Origin of the sequence: Paenibacillus sp. FSL M7-1414, from assembly GCF_038003195.1 — a bacterium.
Classification (GTDB): domain Bacteria; phylum Bacillota; class Bacilli; order Paenibacillales; family Paenibacillaceae; genus Paenibacillus; species Paenibacillus amylolyticus.
This window is the reverse complement of sequence record NZ_JBBOOS010000001.1, coordinates 2,531,757-2,553,316: the sequence shown is the minus strand read 5'-3', so window position 1 is coordinate 2,553,316 and position 21,560 is coordinate 2,531,757. Positions and strand designations below refer to the sequence as shown.

Genomic DNA, 21,560 nt, shown 5'->3' with positions numbered 1-21,560 from the left:
CAGGACGAATTCAGACTTCACATCGGCCTGATCTATGTAAAGCAGATTAACGAGCTTGGTCAGCTGTACGGAATTTGTTAGCAATAGCTGTAAGTTCAGCGCTGATGCTGTTCAGCGTTTGAACGAATGATTGCATTTGTTTGCTAGCTTCTTGGAACTCTTGGAAGAAGCGTTGCTTTGTCATACCTTCCCATTGTCCTTCCATGCTTGTGATGGATTGAGTCAATGTAGATACGATTTGCTGACTTTGCTCACCGCTTTGTTTAAATTGGTTGGAAACCTGATCAAGCTGCTCTGGGGTAACTAAAATACGTCCTGCCATTTGTAAATTCCTCCTTGGTTTGTGCAATTAAATTTTTACTTGTTCAAATTGTACTATACCAGGATCGATCGGACAAAAGCCGAAGGACCTAATCCTATTTACCCCATTTTCAGCACTTGAAACTTCTCCTAACAGCCTATTTACAAAAAAATATTCACTTTCTGCTGTTACTTTTATTCATCCTGTTCAGGAAACAACAGGCTCGGTCCCTCTTCTTCCCCGAAAGGAAGGATCTGTGAATCTCCATGCTACAGGCTCAGGCTGCATAGCCTGCACTAGTGTAGCCGGGGAGCCATCAGGCGGAGCGGCATCCTGTACACGATATACGGCCGCCATTGCGGAAAGGGGATCGGATACTACAGCTACAGTTGCAGAATGTGCAGGCATGATTTCTCCTGTACGATTGTTCTGAAGAACATTCAGCATATTGACCGCATTACCATAGGCTGTGTTCACATGACTCAGCACGGAACGATACTCCATGTCTGCCTGCTGGAATAACAACGCTTTGCGTCCCAGCTGTACGCTTAAGTCCATTAATCGACGCAGCGCATCCTCGCCCAGTCGTTTACTGTGATTCCATTCATTCATCACCGCTGCGCGGGATTCAACCTCCCACTCCAGCGAATGAATCGCCTGATCCAACACTGTCATCTTTTGCTGTATTTGCTCCGCTGCATACTGAATCTGCTTGCTCAGTGCCCGAAGCACATCCGGTTCCACACGAATGCGCATTTACCATCACCTTTCCTCTTCCCCTGCAGGCTGTTTAAGCCAGTCCAGCAGCATCTCGTGAAACTGTTCTCTAGTCGTTAGTGCTGCAACAAGCCAATCATCTGAAGCCGCAGTGCTCATCCGGAACAACCAGTTGGATACCGCACTTGCAGCAAATGCTGCCGACTGCGACTTCCACCCGTCTTCATTCCATACAAGCAACCTAAGCTCCCCGTCTGACTCCTTACCCACCAGACAGCGTGCCAGTGCAAGTGAGCCCTCAGGATCACTTGTCTCCTGTTCGAGTTCCGCTGCTACGGTCTGTACTCCGCTGTTTTCGAGCTCATTCATGACATCATAAAATTTTTTCTTGGAGCACATTAGGGCCGGTTTCTCCGCAGGAGAATGGCCGCTCCATTTCATCCGCTCTATCAGAACATCAATGGCTTCACGAACACTTCCCAGATCGCTGAGCCGGAACGAGTCCGGTACGTCGTCAACACGGGAAACTTCAACGACCCGTTCATCCGTGCAATGGATATAACTCTCATACGACTTGCCGTTGATCGTGTAGCGAATCCAACAAGCTCTGTCGGACAATCCGGCAATGGCTACCCTGGAGAAAACGGTCGGTGTCATGATCAGCTCATCGGTATCCTGATCCCGAATCAGATATCCTTTGTCAAGCAAGGAGGTTTTGACACGCTCCCACTCCATCGCGATATCCTCAGCCATATAGCCGCGAAACGGATCTTCCACACCAAGCAGTCGGTCTGAACCGAGAATACCAGCCAGGAAAAAAAGTTCCTTTGTTTGCAACGTGACTACCTTTTGCTTAGAATCATGAACCGTCAACATTATGAGCCACCTCCCCTCAAACTACAACATGCCATCGGTCACGAATTTCAGAAATCCAATCGGTCATTTTCCAGCTGTCATCACATGGAACTGCACCTTTAACCCTGGAATATTTACGTTTTACATAATAACCTTGACCCGGAGGCAGTACCTTCAGCCCACCTGAACTACCTCCAGATTCGGAATAAGGTATACGGAAGAACGAGAGATCGTTAGGGTCTAAAGTCCCGAACAGCATTCCACTCTGGGAAGCCTTCACATCCGTTACCCAGTCAGAACCAAAGGTTGGGAAGTCTGCCGGAACTCCGGATAGAATCACGTGTATACCGCGATCCCTTCCTTGACGAACAATCGCTCCCAATTGATCTTTCACATTAAAATCGTTTAGCTGCTTGGACAAGGTGTCCGCATCGTCGATGACGAGCACAAGTTCCGGTCCACCGGAAATCTCGCCTCTTTTCAGAACTTCATCGTACAACTGTTGAATGACAGGTGCAAGCTGTTCTTCTCGCGATACATGTCCACGGACATGGGGCAAACTGCTGATTTCCCCCAGCCCACCTGAGCCATAACGCATATCTACTGTGTATATTTGCACATCTTCCGGAGAAGCATGATAAGCCAGTGATAACATCCATGTCAATAAAAATGTCGTTTTGCCGCCTTCCATCGGACTCGTTACCATGAAATGCGGACCTTCACGCAGATTAAGCTCGAATGGTTCCAGATCATCCGTAAGCAATCCCACAGGGACAGTTACAGACGATGTATCCCAAGCCTGACCATATGATCCTGTCCGAATGAGCAGATCCTTCAGTTTGATCTCTTCCGGAAGTGGAGCAATCTGCGGCGCTTCTTCCCCTGTCCAGCCTTGGCGAATCTCAGCAATCGTACGGCGCAGTGCCGATGAACGCTTGCCCTCATCTGCCCCTGAAGAAGGTAATGCCGCCTGGAACATTAATGGAGGCACTTGCCCTTTGACCAGACCTCTTCCTGGCGGAAGTTGGCTTGGGGCCTTGGAAGGTCTTCCCACGGCATAATAATAATCGCTTGGATCGGATAACTCAAATGAAACCGCATTGGGAATATTACTTCTGAATTTTTCAAATACATCTGTTACCCGATTGGCGGTGAGCACAAAGGTGATGCCCAGACTTCCGCCTTCACGCAGGATCGTCTCCAGAAGTTCATTCTCTTCCGGATAGGCATTTCGGAATGAAAGATAACCATCGATAACGACCACAACCTGCGGGACAGCCGCGTGAGCTGAACGGCGGTACGCCGAAATCGTTTTAACACCCGCCTCCGAGATGATATCTTTGCGTTGTGCTGACAGCTTGAGAATATAGCGGAATAACCGCTTGATCCGGTCTTCCTCTTCAGCCATCATCACGCCACCGATCTGAGGTAGTACTGCAAAGTCCTTCATCATGCGGCCCATATCAATAATGTAACCATGCCAAGGTTCAGTTCTATGGGAACGGGCCAAAGACATAAGCAAGGTCTGAACAAATGTTGTTTTTCCGAGTCCCGGCATGCCGTACACAACCAGATGGCCTTGATCCACAGGCAATGCGAGCGGTTGTTGGCGCTGATTAGGGAGATCATCCAGTAAACCAACCAGTGGTTTCAGACCATTCGCCCCGCCATCAAGCAGCAGATCCCGATTCTCTTCTTCCTGCCAGTCCTGAAGACCTTCCCATTCCAGTGTCTCTGGTAAAGGTGGCAACCATGGTCCTGGCAAACGACGGATACCCGCATCAGCTGCAGACTGCGCAACATAATCAATAAATACCTGAAGCTGTTTCGGAACATCTTCACCTTTGAGAACGGCTCTGCGCTCTCCAGTTAACAGAGGCTCCCGCTTACCGTTCAGGCGCACTTCCATAACAGGCAATACCGTTGTTGAATCCTCCTGCTGGTTATAAGGTGCACCACTCCAGGCGAATTGCATTTCTTCAAACACTTCATCACTACCAACCTGGAAATATCCACGACCAGGCTTTGTAATCCAGGCAGCATTTGGAATCTTGATCATATCCCTGCTATCTCCCTCACTCTGTACGCGAAGACAGATCCGGAAACGAGAATTACTCCATATTTTATCGTCCACAACACCAGCTGGCTTTTGGGTTGCCAGAATTAGATGAACCCCAAGTGTCCGGCCAATCGCCGCGATACTGATCAATTCATCCATGAACTCCGGCTGGTCCCTCTTCAATTGAGCAAACTCGTCAATGATAATAACCAGATGTGGCAGTGGCTGTTCATGTCTGGAACGCAGAATCTTGTAATATTCATCAATATGCTGGAGGTTTCCCGCATCATTTAATATTTTTTGCCTTCTGACCAATTCGGCACGAAGTGAGATATTTGCCCGCTCGATCAGATTCCCATCCAGATTGGTGATCGTCCCTACCACATGAGGCAGATCAACAAATGTATTGGACATCCCGCCACCTTTATAGTCAATCAGCATGAAGGCCAGATCATGTGGATGGAATTCAGCAGCGAGTGAAGCTACGATGGACTGGATGACTTCACTTTTACCTGAACCAGTTGTACCTGCAATCAGACCATGGGGACCATGACCCTGACGTTCAATTTTGTCATGCAGGTTTATCGCAATTTTTTTGCCGCCAGCGCGTACACCCATTGGTACGGGCAGCGTATCAGGATATCTCGTCTGTCCCCACCTGGACACCACATCCAGATCTTCCACGCGTGATATGCTCAGCATATCGAATAACGGAAGCACTTGCGGGATATCTGAAGCAGATGACCGCTTTAACCGGATCGGTGACATATAACGGGAGAGCGCCTCTGCCATCTCCTTCGAGATCACATCAGGCTTGTACGTTTGTTGAATAACATCCGCATCTTCCGTTTTTTTGATATACACCCCTTTGCCTTTGGAGGCATCCATGATCAACTGACAATGCATCGGTAGAGACTCCTTGCGATTAGCCAGTATGATGGTGCATACATCAATCTCGTGAGCCGACTCCAGCAGCAGCGGAAGCAACGGTTCTTCTTCAATTAATTGCGTATCGGAGAGAATTACAACGTAGCACGGCGTTTGTACGCTTTTCTTGTAGCGGTCTTCCTTATTGTTACGACGCCGATTCAACACGGAAAACAAGCTGTCCGCCAATTGATGCGCACCGCTGTGCCTGTCGGCCATATAGCGTTGTCCTTGGTCTTCATCCCAGATATGGGGCATCCAGCGAAGCCAGTCCCATTCCTTGCTGTCCTTTTCTTCATAGAAAGCAGCAAGCTTCAGTTCATCCGGGGAATGGCGTACCGTCAGTTGTGAGATGATGACTCGCAGGGAAGCAAGCACTTCCTCCCGATCACCGACAAGTCCCATAACCTTCGATTGGAACAAAGGCAATGTAATGGAAGCATCTGGTACCGTCTGGAATTCAGCCGCAAGTTCATGGGCCGCTTCAATCAGCTCATCCTTCTCGTAACCATCAATCCGCGGAACCTGAAGTTTGATTCGGAATGGAATCTCTCCCGTACCAATGCGCACCTGAAGGAAATCATCATCCTCTGGTGAACGCTCCCACAAGGAACTGTTCCGGTTCTTCACCACTTGAAGACACACACCCGGATCACCATGAATTTCGTACAGGCTCTTCACTTGCTCCGCCTGAGCTTCTTTCAGTTCTTCCCGGTGTTTGTCCAATTGGGCAAGATACATTATTTTTCGTTCTTCCAATTTTTTGCGATATGATTTCTTGTTGCTCAGATACACGAAGAATGGAATGGTGTAAGAAGTAAGCATCATCATGACCGTCATCATCTGAAACATCATATAATTGCTATTGCCCATTTTGCCGGTCATATTGATATATACGTAGAAACCAATGCTAACCATGGTCATCATGATCGGCACAATAATGGATATCATGGAAAACGTGGGTTTGCTCGGTTCTGTTGGAGGCCTGAGTATTTCGAGTCTCTCTTCCTTGAGAACCGGTGTCATTCTTGGAGAACGCTGATATAACACATTCACGAAGAGAAGACCTCCTTTAGTTCGTTCAATAATGAATGTATACGTTCAAAAGCCCTATTCGTTGCTGTCCTGCTGAAACAATGAACGTCTTCCATATACAGGCGCTTCTTCCGAAGTCGTTGAAAAAGCCCGCTGTACACGTACGCAACTGCCCTGTCGCAGCCCTGTTTCCATTAACTGCTGTGCGTTCTGCGGAGAGAACCACAGACCTTCCGGAAACTTGGCTTCAAGGATGTACTGAATGCCGTCTCCCGGTGCCTGTCCAAAAATGCGAACGCCGAGTAATGTCTTCAAATGTTCAATGGTACATTCGTCCGGAACATCGATGTCGAACCATTCTCCTTCCTCGCGGCCGGAATACACGGTTAGAATCATCCGAATCCCTCCCATGGTCTCATATGTAAATTGTCCTAATGTCAGATTAAATCAAAAAAAAGAGAATGAATCGTTATATCAACCCTATTTTCTTACATAAACACCCTGTTTGCAATGTACCACCTGTAATTTTGTTACATATGACCCACGTATATATTAAAATATCGTACATTCGACTCAGAACTTTTGTGGCAGTTATGCAATTTAATATTGCGAGGATACGAAAATCATCGTTTTTTGTTCCATTTAAATGGTAATTAAGTTACGTTTTTCAGGACTTTTATTCCTTCGCTCACAATTGAATTGTGAACACTTTTCAAACATTACCCACCTTTATGTTTTCATAAGCTGATTTTAAGGTAATTTTAAGCATTGGAATTTAATATTAGCTGTATGAAATAACAACCGTGAGGTGATTTCAAGTGAGAACCCTAATAACCTTTCAAAACAAATCAATCCCTGTATATTTTAATCAAGAAAACAAACAGCCTATGCAGAAGACATTAAGATTGCTTAGCAGTGCTCTTGAGCATAAAATTAGCAACGGTAAACGCGCCATTCAAAAATGTCTGCATTCTTTAATTAGTATTGAGATTGTTAATGGAGAAGCCATTCTCCACAGTCGAAGTGAAAACGACTCCCTTGCTTTATCGTTATATTAAAAGGAGTCAACCAAGACACATTCATTACAAGACATGAAAAAGGAAGCTGTCGTCATAGACAAGCTTCCTTTTTTGAGTTGTATACACGTTAACAGCTGATCGCAATTATTATCAGCCATCGCTCAGTGCAGTTTGCTCAGGACATAGGCGGCATCATGTTCTTCCGCAATCTCGGCTTTACGAATACGAATGACAAACAGCCGAACCAAATTGGCACGTGTATGTTCTTCCTGACAGGTATTCAGTTTCCTCAGAATAAAGCGGTCAATGGACATGAATTTAAAGCCCCTTTGCCATTGGATTTACGGATCGATTCTTCCGTGTATCCATAAATAACCAGATAGCGTCAGCCCCAAACAGCTTTTCCACTCTTATATTAAGCCGTATTTTGCCAAGGTGTAATATTGTGCAAAAAGCCCGTCCCACCAAGCTGGAGACGGACTTTCGCATGATTTGTCGATCTTTTTGTAACCCACTCTAATCATTCATAAATGCCCCTGCTAATTTACTCTTTTTCGACTTATTTCACTCCCGGATATTCCCGATATTGGTGCTGAATGCTGATCCAACGAGTACGTGTAAACTTCTCAATCGCCCAATCCCCACCGAAACGTCCAATCCCTGAAGCTTTTTCACCGCCAAACATCACATGCGCTTCATCGTTCACAGACTGATCATTTACATGCACCATACCCGATTCAATGCGCTGGGCAACCTGATATCCTCGATTCAGATCTTGGGTGAATACGGAACCACTAAGTCCATAAGGAGTATCATTCGCCAAACGTACAGCTTCCTGCTCATCATGAGCTTTCATGATCACTGCTACTGGGCCAAACAATTCCTGTTGCACGATATCTTGTTCAGGTTTAACATCGGCAAGTACAGTAGGAGACAGCACACTGCCTTTACTGGTCCCTCCGAGCAATAACCGTGCACCTTCGGCCTTGGTTTTGTCCACAAGCTCCAGCAATCGTTCTACCTCTTTTTCCCGGATGAGAGGACCCACGAGTGTTTTGGCATCCGCCGGATCACCTGCCTGGACATTCTTCGTTTTGGCAACAAATGATTCGACGAATTGTTCGTAAATATCGGCATGCACAATGATACGATTCAGCGCCATGCAGATCTGTCCCTGATGCAGAAACTTGCCAAAGACCGCCGCTTCGCTAGCACGTTCAATGTCCGCATCTTCCAGCACAACCATCGCGTTGTTGCCACCTAGTTCCAGTGCCGTTACTTTTAAATGTTCCCCCGCCAGTTTACCGATCCCTTGTCCAACTTCTGTGGAACCCGTGAATGAAATTACTTTGGGAACCGGATGAGCGACAAAGTAATCCCCGATTTCACTGCCACTTCCCGCAACGACATTCAGCACGCCCTCAGGCAGACCGGCTTGTTCAAACAAATCGGCAATGAGCCAACCTGCCGTAATCGGAGTGTCTGATGCTGGCTTAATAACCACACCATTACCAAGAGCAATCGCTGGAGCTACAGATCGCAGGCATAGATGCAAAGGGAAGTTCCATGGCCCGATAACACCAATCACTCCCTTAGGCTCACGAACCACACGGTTCTCTTTGCCAGGGGTATTGGACGGGATGATCTCACCCTTCATACGATAAGGAAAAGATGCTGCTTCATCCACAATGCGTTTAGCCGCTGCAAACTCCGCCTCCGATTTGATCCGGGTACTCCCGGATTCCGTGATCAACAGTTGAATGATCTCCTCTTTGCGCTCCGCCATCAGGGATGAAACTTTACGCAACACCTCTTCTTTCGCAGCGGGCAAAGACTTCGCCCATTCAATCGAATTTTTCTGAGCTGACTCATAAGCCTTATCTATGTCTTTCTTATTGGAAGAGCGCCATGTGGCAATAACTTCTCCCGTATAAGGATTGATATTCTCCATTGTTTTCTCACCGGAGCCATCTACCCAGCTGCCATTAATATATTGTTTCGTCCATGTTGTATGTTCAGTGTCCATTAAAGTCATGTGAATACGCCTCCTGATCAAGATTAAATGTCACACCTGCACAACGGTGTAATACATCATTAACCTTGTTCAGAATTACGCAAACGTGAAGACCTGAATTAGCTCTTCCATTCTTTAAGCTTAAGGGAAACAATACAACCCCCACTATTCTCTCAGCATCTGGACGTCTTTCAACAGTCGGGCAGGCTCTTCTCTCCAAAGAGGCTCAAGTCCTCCCATCCGTAGCCAACTTCGATCAGATCTTGACCACCAATGCGGAGGGACTGTGTCTGGACTGGAGTGCCTCCCATCTTTTCATAGAAGCGACAAGCTGAATTACGCTCCAAAGCCCATATGATCAAACGTTTCATATTGTGGGTCTGCAGATGATGAACGACATGTGTCGCGAGTTGTTGACCTATCCCCGTTTGTTGCACTTCCTTCAGCAAATATATAGCATACAACTCTCCATCATAAGGTAATTTGCCTTCACGCTCCTTACCCCCACAAGCAAATCCGACAATGTTCCCATCATCCTGTTCAGCTACCACCAGGATCTGATCCTTTTCGTCAGAACGAATAGTCTTCTCCCACTGAGACAATCTTGATTCTATAGTCAAATGATCCAAAAAATCGTCAGGCACAATTCCCCGATACGTAGTTTTCCAACTCTCAGTATGTACATAAGCTATCCCCTGCGCATCCCCTTCACGCGCTGGCCTGATCAGCATAGCTATCCCTCACTTTCTCTCGTAACTGCCGTAGCTTTACCATATTATATGTTCTTCTTTCTATAATTCCAAATTCATCCACTTCAGTCCTGATGCCGCTAGGCAGGATTCGTAATCAAAAGTGGACTTTTTGAACTGCCTCTTATAAAAGTAAAATCCGGCCCTACGGCCGGATCGTTACCCTAGTGCCTACAGATACCTTGGAAGACAGATCCAGTACATCCGAGTTGTACATGCGTATACAACCGTGGGAGACAGATTTGCCAATAGACCAAGGCTCATTGGTTCCGTGTATGCCATAATGGGGAGCAGACAGCCCCATCCAGAGCACGCCAAATGGCCCACCTGGGTTCGATTGTTTGTTAACAATAGTGAACTCCCCGTTTGGAGTCTGCGTGAGCATCTTGCCGGTGGCCACAGGATAGCCCTTAATCACCTGATTGCCGTCCAGAAGATATAACATGTGGTCAGACAGATCTACAATAATCCTGTAATCTGGCATAATGACATCCCTCCTGACCTATCTTATGCAAGATACCGGATGATGCCCGCCTGATTTCAGGCTTCTTCCCACTCTTTCACACTACGGGAGTGCTTGGGTTTGCGACTATTGGCCGGTTTGCTGGAAGCGGTACGCCTTCTGGATGCCACTTCTTCCTTGCGCTGCTGATATTGCAATTCCTTCTGCATTTTCAGATAATTATTCAGTCTTTTTTCATCCAATGAACCATCCTGTATGGCTTCTTTCACTGCACATCCAGCTTCCCGTGTATGACTGCAATCCAGAAATCGGCACGTGGCGGCAAGTTCTTCAATTTCTCCAAACGCATGCGACAGCCCATCATTGCCCTCATCCCAGAGATTAAGCTCGCGCATTCCTGGAGTATCGATCAATACGGCTCCCTGTGGAAGTACAAACATCTCCCGGTGTGTTGTCGTATGTCTCCCCCGACTGTCTCCCTCGCGAACGGATTGCGTAAGCTGCACATCCTCACCCATCATCCAGTTCACCAGCGTAGACTTGCCACTGCCAGAAGATCCTGTGAGCGCAACAGTCAGCCCTGGCTGCAAATATCGTTCCAGTAAGGATTTACCTTGACCCTCCACTGCAGATATCGCAAGCACTTCAACGCCTGGAGCAATCCCTTCTACACTTCGGATCTGTTCTTCCACATTGTTGCACAGATCACTTTTGCTCAGAACAATGACTGGCCTTACGCCACCATTCCAAGCCATCAGCACGTATCTTTCGAGCCTTCTAAGGTTGAAATCATGATTAAGTGCTGCCACGATTAACAGTGTATCTACGTTTGCGGCGATTAATTGTTCCTTGGTCACCGGACCTGCCGCCTGCCTTGATACCCTGCTCCGACGTGGCACCAGATTGTGAATAATTGCTTCTTCACCCGACTGACCTGTAATGGCCACCCAATCTCCAACCGCCGGTGCCAAGCTGGTCTCCAGACTATCATGACGCATTCGGCCCGAAATCCTTCCCCAGCATTCGCCCTCTTCTGTAATCAAACGTAGCAGATGTCCATGGTCTGCGATAATTCTGGCTGGCTTTTTCTCCTGCTCTTCCATCCCTGTCTCTTGCCACAGTTCCTGCCACTTTGCTGACCAGCCGTACTTCTCAATATGGTTATCTAAAATAAAAATTCCTCCCAAAATAAGTTGTTTACTTCGTTCAAGCCGAGTGAACAATCATCTCCGGTTCAGATCAAAACAAAAAACCACGAGTAGAAATACACCCGTGGCAATAGGTAGTTAGCCGAATCAAAGATCATCCCTTCTTGTAGATCTACCGGATAGAATACTTAACCCTCCGATATAAACCATTCAGGAACACCCTTTTATCGGCAAACAAAAAAGCCACGGGTGCGTCACCCGTGGCTTCACCTGAGCATGCGATACTTCACGTTACAATGGATATTGCTATCCATCTAACGCAAAATTACATGCTTTGATCCGTTCCGGAGACGCTGTTCATATTCAAATTAACGTATACTGCATTTAAATTTGTCATAAACAATCGCCTCCCTTGTAGAATTATCCATTATGTTACACACTGAGCTTAACAGTTGTCAAGCCCAAACTTTTTTTACCACCAGCTACTCTATTTAACCTGATCCCAGCGTGTCCACATTTCCTTCGGATTCAATTCATAGATCTCCTCTTCCCGATACATGAACTGATGCATGATAAATTCCCGCCGAATCGTGGCAAAGTCTTCATGGTATTGCTTTATAAATGTATTGATTTCTTTTTCCGTATACTTCCGACCAAATTCAAGCTGCCCGACCAGATGACCAAGTACAATCAGTTTTTTCTTGTATTGAGCCGGAATCTGACGCAGTCGTCCATCTTTGGAGAAAAAATTCCTCATGACCGACGCTTTCAATGTTTCGTTCACATCACTCATATCCGTAACCTCCTCTCGATTAAAGATAAAATCAACCGAAGCCTGTGCATTCTCGCGGATAAACGAAGGATTGAGTGTGAAATACACTGTATTTTTCTCCCGTCGTTCCTTAATCAGCGCCGCCTCTCTCAGCTTGGATGCATGATGTGTCACGGTTGGCTGTGAAAGATTCAGCCGCTCGGCAAGTGCCTGTCCGTGTAGTTCACCCTGTGCCAACAACAGCAGCATGCGAAGCCGGGTCGGGTCAGCCAACGCTTTATGATAAGCCACAATTTTCTCCAGCTGCATCATCGTTCATCTCGCTTTCAATTAGATATATATCTAATTTGATATTAGTCTTTTCTTCTCTACACGTCAACTCCTTTGGTTTCAAGTAAGCTTGTCTAATTAAACTCCACGCTTGAACTGGCATTGGCTCGTTATTTACGGTAGGATTATATTGCTTGAAATAAGGAGGATTAAGAACATGGAAGATGTCATTATTATCGGCGGAGGCCCATGCGGTCTGTCTGCTGCCATTGAATGTGAGCGGCTGGGACTGTCCGCTGTGATCGTTGAGAAATACAATATCGTTCAATCTATTTATCTGTATCCAACCCATATGCAGTTTTTCAGCACAGCCCCGCTGCTTGAGATCGGAAACGTTCCGTTCAGCACACCTAATGATAAACCGTTTCGTTATGAAGCACTTGCCTATTATCGTAGGGTAGCCGAACATTTTGGTCTGCGTGTTCATAACTATGAGGAAGCCCGTGAAATTAAACGCAAGGATGATGGTACGTTTGAGGTACATACGCTCAATCGCCGCGGGGAAGCCATCGTACATGTTGGACGCAATGTAGTTGTAGCTACCGGTTATTTTGACCATCCTAACTATCTGGGCATCCCTGGAGAAGATAAAGATAAGGTGACCCACTACTTCCGGGAAGCCCACCCTTATACCCGTACACGTGTCGCCATTATTGGCGGAAGCAACTCAGCCGTGGATGCGGCCATGGAACTGGTTCGGGTCGGAGCACATATTGATATGGTTTATCGCGGCAGTGGTCTGTCCCAGCATATTAAACCGTGGGTACGTCCGCTATTCGAGAGCATGGTGACAAAAGGTCATATCACACTCCACCTGGAATCACGCGTGAATGAAATACTCGATGATTCGATTCGTCTGATACACACGGATGGTTCCACTCGGGAATTGGATAATGACTTCGTACTGGCAATGACCGGTTTCCGTCCAGATCGTCAACTACTCACGTCGGTAGGTGTGGAGATGTCTGATGATATGGATAAACCTCTATATGATGCACAAACGATGGAAAGCAGCGTACCTGGTGTATATGTGGGCGGAGTCATCGCTTCGGGGCGTAATGCCAATGAAGTCTTTATTGAATCCGGGCGCTGGCATGGACGTTACATTGCGGAACATATCGTTAGCAAACAACGTGGACAGACTGAAGGGAAATGAAAGCAATGGATATGACTTCCCTGCTGTTGCTCGTATTTGCGGCTCTCGGGATTATCAGCAGCAACACACCTGTGACCGTAGCGATGGTATTTCTGTTGTTGTTACGAGTCCTGAACCTGAATCAGGCATTTCCATGGCTTGAAAAATACGGACTTACACTGGGCATTATCATTCTGACCATTGGCGTGATGGCACCTCTTGCCAGTGGCAAGATGAGTCTGCAGACGATCGGTGAGTCTTTCCTGCACTGGAAATCACTGCTCGCCATTGGCGTAGGATTACTGGTGGCATATCTCGGAGGACGTGGCGCTACGTTGATGGGTACACAGCCAACTGTCGTTGCAGGGCTGTTAATCGGAACGGTACTTGGGGTTGCCCTATTCAAGGGTGTGCCTGTGGGTCCATTGATTGCGGCGGGAATTTTATCATTGCTGCTGGGCAAATCCTGAATCAAATTGTGAAGCTTGTGACCTTACATGCTATGCAGATTGGCTGTATTTCCCACCGTTGTGTGATATACTTCTATTCATGCAAATTATGTACACGAGTCTACAGCAGAATAATGCATATTAGAGGTTGTTCAAAAAGTCCGCTTTTGATTACGAAGGATGCCTAAAGGCATCCTCAGCATCGAATATGGAATTCAGCCGAAATAAGCGGGAGGCTTACGAAGTATGTTTCCTTTGGAAACATTGCGGTTGCTCACGTAGTTTTCCCTACGCTCCGCTACTCCATTTCTAGCTTCATCCCATCTTCTCGGTACTGAAAACCGTCCTATTTGAACACGTACTATTATGGTTATGCTGTTGCATAAACGTATAGATTCACTTTGCAACTATTAATGGCGCAGGAGGATTAAGGAACATGTCACGTCAGTTTATTACAGAAGCCGTGATGGTGGCTATTTACGGTCAATTGCTAGCGCCGCCCGCGCCTGTTGAATATATTGTTCCTTATACCACCATCCTTGAGCTATATGAATTCCAGACCAGTCCTGATCCCATGATGGATAACCCGGCAGATGATCAGCATGTGAAATCCAAAATCAATGAAATGATTTCTTATTTCGAGGAACCGCTGAATAAGAAAAAAATAGAGCGTGCGTTACTTGTTCCATGGGCCAAAAGCCCCTCCATTTTATTTGGTGACCAAGTATCCATTGCCATTATCAATGCAATAGATACGGCACAGTACGGGGAGTATTTCGATCCCATTGAGACCGAACTGCTACTGACATCTCAGCGCCTGAGTATCCCGATTCTTACCGATCAGGTTGAACTGATTGCACGCATAATTGAGTCTGAATCACCTGTACAGGTATTCGATATTGATGATTTTGATTTTGCGATGGATGATGAACCACTGGATCAGGTGTAATTCATGCTCTGAGCACCAGAATCGGATTTTCAAAAAAATGACCTTGGCATCCACTTTATCGTGCATGCCAAGGTCATTTTTTTTGCGGTCAACACTTATTTTATTCTGCAATATCCCGCGCTAACAGGATTCGGCTAATCTGATTCAGAGGTGGTAACGACTCCAGCGCAAAAAACTTCAGACCTGCATCACTATTTACACGCGACTCCACAAGGTCATCCTGAATGATCACTGTCCGAAACAGGGCAATGACATAATACTCTTCATCTCCGCTTGAATGCAGATACCGAAGGTCAGGCCCCGAATAGAGACCTTCCAGTGTCATGGTATCAGCAGTCCAACCTGTCTCTTCCCATAACTCCCGATGTGCAGCATCTTCAATAGCCTCACCCGGACGCATCTCACCTGCTGGCAACCGCCAGTGACCATGTTCAGCATGCTGAATCAGCAGTAATTCACCTTGTTCGTTCTCAGCCCGCACCGCCGCTTTTACAACAATATGAGAGCGTTTTGCGATATACTGGGCCAAATCTCGTGGTGGCAGATTCACTGCTTATCCCCTCCTCCTACTCGGAAGCCGGTGGCGACCTGTAATCCATCTATTGCTTAGACTTCCGTGTAACGATATTCGATATCTTGACCTTCATCTACAATATCCACATGCAGTTGGTGCCCTTTCAGATACCAATAATCGTGATCTTCCATGAAGAATTGAATCCCCGACACTTCGGTTTGATCCGCAGGATGTCTTGGTTTCTCCACAGCAATACCTAGCGAAAATCCAGGGTGAAGACCTCCGCCAGAGCTATAACGGGCAAAAAATCGAATGCTGTCTCCCTCGTTCAAATTCAGCTCTTCCTTGTACCAGCGAGCAGCTTGATCGGATACATGTATGGTACTCATTTGGTGTCAGCTCCTTCTGTATATATATGTTCCATCATATCTCGACAGGGACTTGAATACAAACCCGAGTGACCACATAAAGACAAAATAAGTTGTGAAAAATGTTTGACAGATTGTAAAAGCCGGTGTTAAGATGCAAACATACGAGGTCTACATTGTATTTATTTCCAAAAAAAGAAAGGGTGATTACGGTGTTTAACAAACATATGATAGGTCAATTCAGCACACAACTAAATACCGGAGCACACCCGAAATCATTATTCCGTTCATAAGTCGGCATGACAGGCGATCTTTCATTAGAACCTCTGTGATGTATACTCACAATCGAACTTATATATGGTGACGGCTCTGTTCTCTGAGCCATGCTGCCGTATGATTATATGAAGACATACCGCCTGCGTGCGGTATGTCTTTTTTTGTGGGTACATTTCGGCATTCATGAACGGAATTTGCATTTCTCGGACATCGAAAGGAAGGGATAACACTTGTTCTCTGTACTTAAAAACCTGGCCTGGTTCTTCCGGCTGGAACGCAAACGATACCTAACCGGTGTCATTTTGCTTATTCTGGTGGGCATTGCCGAACTGCTGCCTCCTCGTCTTCTTGGTAATGCCATCGACGAGATTGTGCGCGGTTCCATTACCGGCACCTCACTTACGCGTTATATTTTGCTTATTCTAGGAACGGTCATCATTATCTATCTGGTTACATACGTTTGGATGCACAAACTATTTGGTGGTGCCAACCTAGTGGAGCGGCTGCTTCGTTCCCGCTTTATGGACCACTTGTTACGGATGACTCCTCCCTTTTTTGAGAAAAACAGAACAGGAGATCTGATGGCTCGGGCCACCAATGATCTTCGTTCCATTGCCACTACAGCAGGCTTCGGCATGCTGACCTTAACAGACTCTACAGCCTTTCTGGCCACCGTATTGTTCGCCATGGGTTTCCTGGTTAGTTGGAAACTGACCTTGGCGGCAATCCTGCCATTACCTTTTATCGCCATTGCCATGATGATCTATGGTAAAGCTGTACATCAACGTTACACCCTGGCACAGGATGCATTCGGAGATATGAACGACCAGGTGCTGGAATCCATCGCCGGGATTCGTGTCGTGCGTGCTTATGTGCAGGAACGTCTGGACGAGAAACGGTTCGCCGACGTGACCGAAGATGTGTATCGTAAAAATCTGGCTGTTGCCAGAATGGATGCCCTATTTGAACCCACCATCCGCCTCTTCGTTGGACTCAGTTATGTGATTGCACTTGCCTACGGCATTTATCTTGTATTTCATAATGAAATTACCCTGGGGGATCTCGTATCGTTTAACATGTACCTGGGGATGATGATCTGGCCCATGTTTGCCATCGGCGAATTAATTAACCTGATGCAACGTGGTAGCGCTTCGCTTGATCGGGTCAACGAGACTTTATCGGTAGAACCTGCCGTACAAGATGTGGAGCAACCTGCTCACGTTACGAATCCGGAAGAAATTGCGATGCAGGATGTTACATTCCGTTACCCAAGTTCCACTGTCGACAATCTCAGTCATATCAGCTTTTCGCTACGACGGGGTCAAACATTGGGTGTTGTGGGTCGTACGGGTAGCGGTAAGTCTACTTTGCTCAAACAACTGCTTCATGAATACCCTGCCGGTTCGGGCACATTAAGCATCTCGGGTCATCCGATTCAGGATATCGCCAAAGATGACTTGCACAGCTGGATTGGGTACGTACCACAGGAACAAGTTCTGTTCTCCAAATCAGTTCGTCAAAACATTCAATTTGGTCAACCTGGGGCCAGTGATGAAGTTATCATGGAAGCCATTCGTACCGCCGCTTTTGACGGGGATCTGGGAACCTTATCCGATGGACTGGATACACTCGTTGGTGAAAAAGGAATCTCTCTGTCCGGTGGACAGAAACAGCGGGTATCGCTGGCGCGTGCCTTTATTGCTAATCCTGATATTCTGATCCTCGATGATGCCTTATCTGCTGTCGATGCACGTACTGAAGCCAAAATCATTGAAAATATACGCAACAAACGCTCGGGCAAAACCACGCTGATCTCGACTCATCGCCTGTCTGCTATTGAACACGCTGACCGAATCATCGTACTGGAGCACGGGAAAATTACGGAAGAAGGCACTCACCAGGAATTGTTAGCCATGAACGGCTGGTACCGTGAACAGTATGAACGGCAACAGGTCGAGTCCAATCTGTCCACGTAGGAGGTCAATTCATTGAAGTCTAATACAGGCAAAAGGCTGCTTGATTACGCCTTGAAAGCCAAAGGAACATTTATCGCTGCATTAATTATGCTTACCATTGGTGTTGCGGCCGAACTTGCCGGACCGTTCATCGCCAAATCCATGATCGACAATCACTTGCTCGCGATTGAGCAGCCTTTCTATGAGACAACAGCTTCAGATGAAGCCGCAGTCTACAACGGTAAGAACTACAAACGCGAAGGCTTGTTCGAACCGGATGAAAACAAAGGTTCCGAAGTCCGGGTATTACAAGCCGGCAGAAGTTTTTATTTTGTAAACGAACCGGTAAGCGCACCTGACGGGGACCGCACATATACAGATGGAACCCTCACGGTTACACGCGCAGGCGAGGTAACAGGCCAATATGCGGCAACACCCCTGTCCGCGGGTGAACTGTTTGCTTTTTACAAACCGGAGATGCCCAGCATCTATCAATTAATTGTGTATTACATGATCTTCCTCGTGATCTCGGTCATTATGGAGTTTGGTAAAACTTTCTGGCTGCAATCCTCGGCCAACAAGGTCATTCAAAGACTGCGTAACGATGTGTATGCCCATATTCAGCGACTGCCGGTTCACTTTTTTGATAACCTGCCCGCAGGTAAAGTTGTATCTCGGGTCACAAACGACACAGAAGCCGTCAAGGATCTGTTCGTTGCTGTTCTTTCGAACTTTTTCTCAGGAATCATCACGATTACAGGTGTGTATGTCGCACTCTTCCTGCTTGATGTTCGCTTGGGTCTAATCTCATTATTCGTTGTGCCGATGCTCATTACATGGATTGTGCTCTATCGCAAATTCGCCACTCGCTACAACACGATCATTCGATCCCGACTGAGTGAAATCAATGCAATCATTAACGAGTCCATTCAGGGAATGTCCATTATCCGCGTATTCCGCCATCAGAAACAAACCAAACAGGAATTCGAAGATCTGAATGATGACTATATGAAACACCAGAACAAAATGCTGAACCTAAATGCCTTCACCTCACACAATCTGGTTAACGTATTACGGAATATCGCCTTTGCGGTTGTCCTGTGGTACTTCGGTTCCAGCGTGTTGGATGGCACAAGTATTATCTCATTAGGTGTTCTGTATGCCTTCGTTGATGTTCTGGGTCGCTTGTTCCAGCCAATCACCGGTATGGTGAATCAACTCGCCAACCTGGACTCCTCCCTCGTATCTGCTGGTCGCGTCTTTGAGCTGATGGATGAAAAGGGAGAAGCTGTGACCGATGGCTCCATGCCAAGATACAAAGGGAATGTTGTCTTCGATGATGTATCCTTTGCCTATAAAAAAGATTACGTGCTTAACAATATCTCGTTCAAAGCATCCCAAGGTCAGACAGTCGCTCTGGTCGGTCACACCGGTTCTGGTAAAAGCTCAATCATCAACCTGCTGTTCCGGTTCTATGACCCGCAAAAAGGCAAGATCACGATTGACGGTCAGAACGTCAAAGATCTGCCTAAACAGTGGATTCGCGAGCATATGGGAATTGTATTGCAGGACCCGTATCTGTTCACAGGCACCATTGCTTCCAACGTCAGTCTCGGCGATGAGAAGATCTCCCGTGAGCGAATTGAACAGGCGCTGCGTGATGTAGGTGCTGAACGCATACTGGCCCATTTGCCTAAAGGCTTTGACGAACCTGTCATCGAAAAAGGAAGTACATTGTCTGCTGGACAGCGTCAGTTGATCTCCTTTGCTCGTGCACTGGCGTTTGATCCGGCCATCCTCATTTTGGATGAAGCGACAGCCAATATTGATACGGAAACGGAAGCATTGATTCAGAACGCACTCGAAGTCCTCAAAAAAGGACGTACCACCTTCATCATTGCTCACCGTCTGTCCACTATTCGTTCGGCAGATCAGATTCTGGTTTTGCATCGCGGGCGTATCGTTGAGCAAGGTGCACATGATGAACTGATGGAGCTTAAAGGCCGCTATTATAAAATGTATCAGCTCCAGCAAGGTGCGCAAGCAGCAGCGAGTGCAACCAGCGAGAATCCGTCGGGTGAGATCATTCCAACCTCAACCTCCTTTGCCGGAGGCAATGCATAACAGAGTAAAACAGATAGCTCTTTAAGTAACCAATCAAAATGATGTACTCGAGGGCAAAACAAAAACCGATCTACACAGCTACCTCAGGGTTTGCGGTGTAAATCGGTTTTTTGTATTTTCATCTGGAGGCATGTTCGGTTACTGTTTATTTCGTCCAGACAAAAAAACAATCCGCGTGCAACCTCATGGCTACTGCGGATTGTCTATCCATCCTTTGATCGTATATCCCATGTACATCACGGTCTCTCTTGCGAGAAAAGGAAACTTGCTGCGCCAGGTTCGATACGCCGTAGTTCGTGTCGGAGAGGGTACGGCATCCATACCCAGTCCGGCAGCCAGCTTCATGGCCCGTTTCATATGTAAAGGATCACTCACAATCGTATAGGTTTGATAACCGGCCTGTTCACCAATCGGAATTGAATTGACCAGGTTCTCCTCGGTAATTCTGGATTTGGTCTCTATGCGAATGTTCGCAGGATCTACTCCATGTGCGATGGCATACTTCTGACCCACTTCAGCTTCCGTATGTTCTCCATCACCACTTGACCCGCCTGTGAAAAGCAGATTACGAACGGTACCCTGACGGTATAACTCAATCCCGTGTTCAATACGTTCGCGAAATACAGGTGAAGGGTTATCCCCCGCCACGGCTGCGCCCAGAATGATTGCTGCATCCGATATCCTGGATGAATCCTCATCCGTATATGCAGATATACGGATTGCGGTAACCACGGTCCACAGGATTCCACCCAATACTACAGCCAGAACCGTCATTAATATCCAGCGTTTCGTTATCCGTTTGCTTGTCATTCATCCTCTTCCAAAGCCCTTGCTTGCATACTCTCGGTATGAATCCGCTCCAGCGTTTGTAGAGCTGCTGCGGATTCGGCATCCAGACCAAGCTCTGCAATCCAGGCACCCGTATATTGCTGAAGACGGATCTCCAACTCCTGTGCACGGTCTTTGAAATCCTCCAATTCCTTAATCATGCGTGATCGTCCTTCCGGACTGAATGTCTCGTGAATTCGTTCCTTGAAATAATGATGTACGATACGGTTACGTTGCTGCCATAATTCATTCAACTGGCGAGTCTCTTCCTCAGAGAATGTAAAATGATGGCGCACTTCGTGAATGAGCTGCCCCAGTGAACTGCTCATCTTTCGTTCGTACAGATCTTCCAGATCCTCTTCAGACACGGCTTTGCCCTGAGACATTTTCATTAATAAAATCAGATTGACCAGCTGCTGTTCAAGCGCCTGCCCGTAGTACACGGCCAATCCGTAATAGGCAAACAATTCCCTGGAGTGTTCGCTGTCCAGCATGTCACCATTCTGGATATCTGTATTTTGCATATGCGAGCGCCCCCTTCAACCGTACAATGTTAACCATTCCATGTCCCTC

At 46.9% G+C, this 21,560-nt stretch carries 21 protein-coding genes; 6 read left to right on the top strand and 15 right to left on the bottom strand.

Annotated elements, in window-relative coordinates:
• Nucleotides 1–46 precede the first annotated feature (46 nt).
• The 5 genes from MHH92_RS11610 to MHH92_RS11590 all read right to left on the bottom strand — a co-directional run bounded on the left by MHH92_RS11610 (nt 47) and on the right by MHH92_RS11590 (nt 6,290).
• Entirely contained in the window at nt 47–322 is a 276-nt protein-coding gene (locus MHH92_RS11610; RefSeq protein ID WP_017689071.1) for a WXG100 family type VII secretion target, read from the bottom strand.
• A gap of 186 nt (nt 323–508) precedes the next feature.
• Nucleotides 509–1,057, bottom strand: a complete 549-nt coding sequence (locus MHH92_RS11605) for a WXG100 family type VII secretion target (RefSeq protein WP_017689072.1) — start codon at nt 1,055–1,057, stop codon at nt 509–511.
• A gap of 6 nt (nt 1,058–1,063) precedes the next feature.
• On the bottom strand, nt 1,064–1,894 hold the full coding sequence (locus MHH92_RS11600) for a hypothetical protein (protein ID WP_047842537.1): 831 nt from the start codon (nt 1,892–1,894) through the stop codon (nt 1,064–1,066).
• Nucleotides 1,895–1,910: 16 nt separating this feature from the next.
• A complete protein-coding gene (gene essC, locus MHH92_RS11595; protein ID WP_340903791.1) occupies nt 1,911–5,915 on the bottom strand; it encodes a type VII secretion protein EssC in 4,005 nt (1,334 codons plus the stop codon).
• Between the two features lie 54 nt (nt 5,916–5,969).
• Nucleotides 5,970–6,290, bottom strand: a complete 321-nt coding sequence (locus MHH92_RS11590) for a hypothetical protein (RefSeq protein ID WP_074094613.1) — start codon at nt 6,288–6,290, stop codon at nt 5,970–5,972.
• Between the two features lie 422 nt (nt 6,291–6,712).
• On the opposite strand from MHH92_RS11590, the gene MHH92_RS11585 reads away from it, so the two are divergent.
• Nucleotides 6,713–6,952: a hypothetical protein gene (locus MHH92_RS11585; protein ID WP_074094612.1), complete on the top strand. Its 240-nt coding sequence runs from the start codon at nt 6,713–6,715 to the stop codon at nt 6,950–6,952.
• Between the two features lie 122 nt (nt 6,953–7,074).
• On the opposite strand, the gene MHH92_RS11580 is transcribed toward MHH92_RS11585, so the two are convergent.
• The 6 genes from MHH92_RS11580 to MHH92_RS11555 all read right to left on the bottom strand — a co-directional run bounded on the left by MHH92_RS11580 (nt 7,075) and on the right by MHH92_RS11555 (nt 12,368).
• A complete protein-coding gene (locus MHH92_RS11580) occupies nt 7,075–7,227 on the bottom strand; it encodes a hypothetical protein (protein ID WP_164783094.1) in 153 nt (50 codons plus the stop codon).
• Nucleotides 7,228–7,472: 245 nt separating this feature from the next.
• Nucleotides 7,473–8,948 (bottom strand): aldehyde dehydrogenase family protein, encoded by a 1,476-nt coding sequence (locus tag MHH92_RS11575; protein WP_340903787.1) that lies wholly within the window; start codon nt 8,946–8,948, stop codon nt 7,473–7,475.
• Nucleotides 8,949–9,118: 170 nt separating this feature from the next.
• Nucleotides 9,119–9,658, bottom strand: a complete 540-nt coding sequence (locus MHH92_RS11570) for a GNAT family N-acetyltransferase (RefSeq protein WP_340903785.1) — start codon at nt 9,656–9,658, stop codon at nt 9,119–9,121.
• Between the two features lie 163 nt (nt 9,659–9,821).
• Nucleotides 9,822–10,160, bottom strand: a complete 339-nt coding sequence (locus MHH92_RS11565) for a L,D-transpeptidase (protein WP_253507579.1) — start codon at nt 10,158–10,160, stop codon at nt 9,822–9,824.
• 56 nt (nt 10,161–10,216) lie between these two features.
• A complete protein-coding gene (rsgA, locus tag MHH92_RS11560) occupies nt 10,217–11,242 on the bottom strand; it encodes a ribosome small subunit-dependent GTPase A (RefSeq protein WP_442789457.1) in 1,026 nt (341 codons plus the stop codon).
• Between the two features lie 532 nt (nt 11,243–11,774).
• Nucleotides 11,775–12,368, bottom strand: a complete 594-nt coding sequence (locus MHH92_RS11555; RefSeq protein ID WP_340907663.1) for a DUF2087 domain-containing protein — start codon at nt 12,366–12,368, stop codon at nt 11,775–11,777.
• Between the two features lie 178 nt (nt 12,369–12,546).
• Between MHH92_RS11555 and MHH92_RS11550 the strand changes: the two genes are divergently transcribed.
• From MHH92_RS11550 to MHH92_RS11540, 3 genes are all read left to right on the top strand, one after another.
• Complete coding sequence (locus MHH92_RS11550) at nt 12,547–13,545, top strand: YpdA family putative bacillithiol disulfide reductase (protein WP_076249782.1); 999 nt, start codon at nt 12,547–12,549, stop codon at nt 13,543–13,545.
• Between the two features lie 5 nt (nt 13,546–13,550).
• Nucleotides 13,551–13,994, top strand: a complete 444-nt coding sequence (locus MHH92_RS11545; RefSeq protein ID WP_036609212.1) for a DUF441 domain-containing protein — start codon at nt 13,551–13,553, stop codon at nt 13,992–13,994.
• Nucleotides 13,995–14,409: 415 nt separating this feature from the next.
• Nucleotides 14,410–14,922 (top strand): hypothetical protein, encoded by a 513-nt coding sequence (locus tag MHH92_RS11540; protein WP_036609214.1) that lies wholly within the window; start codon nt 14,410–14,412, stop codon nt 14,920–14,922.
• A 100-nt stretch (nt 14,923–15,022) separates the two neighbouring features.
• On the opposite strand, the gene MHH92_RS11535 is transcribed toward MHH92_RS11540, so the two are convergent.
• Nucleotides 15,023–15,472 carry an NUDIX domain-containing protein gene (locus MHH92_RS11535; protein WP_036609216.1) on the bottom strand — a complete coding sequence of 150 codons (450 nt, stop codon included), beginning with the start codon at nt 15,470–15,472 and terminating at the stop codon, nt 15,023–15,025.
• A 56-nt stretch (nt 15,473–15,528) separates the two neighbouring features.
• Nucleotides 15,529–15,825 (bottom strand): HesB/YadR/YfhF family protein, encoded by a 297-nt coding sequence (locus MHH92_RS11530; protein WP_036609218.1) that lies wholly within the window; start codon nt 15,823–15,825, stop codon nt 15,529–15,531.
• Nucleotides 15,826–16,310: 485 nt separating this feature from the next.
• On the opposite strand from MHH92_RS11530, the gene MHH92_RS11525 reads away from it, so the two are divergent.
• Nucleotides 16,311–18,056 (top strand): ABC transporter ATP-binding protein, encoded by a 1,746-nt coding sequence (locus MHH92_RS11525; protein WP_036609220.1) that lies wholly within the window; start codon nt 16,311–16,313, stop codon nt 18,054–18,056.
• Between the two features lie 12 nt (nt 18,057–18,068).
• Complete coding sequence (locus tag MHH92_RS11520; protein ID WP_253507567.1) at nt 18,069–20,159, top strand: ABC transporter ATP-binding protein; 2,091 nt, start codon at nt 18,069–18,071, stop codon at nt 20,157–20,159.
• Between the two features lie 189 nt (nt 20,160–20,348).
• On the opposite strand, the gene MHH92_RS11515 is transcribed toward MHH92_RS11520, so the two are convergent.
• Complete coding sequence (locus MHH92_RS11515; protein WP_253507564.1) at nt 20,349–20,969, bottom strand: YdcF family protein; 621 nt, start codon at nt 20,967–20,969, stop codon at nt 20,349–20,351.
• On the bottom strand, nt 20,966–21,511 hold the full coding sequence (locus MHH92_RS11510; RefSeq protein ID WP_091031787.1) for a hypothetical protein: 546 nt from the start codon (nt 21,509–21,511) through the stop codon (nt 20,966–20,968). Before MHH92_RS11510 ends, MHH92_RS11515 begins: the two co-directional genes overlap by 4 nt.
• Nucleotides 21,512–21,560 lie beyond the last annotated feature (49 nt).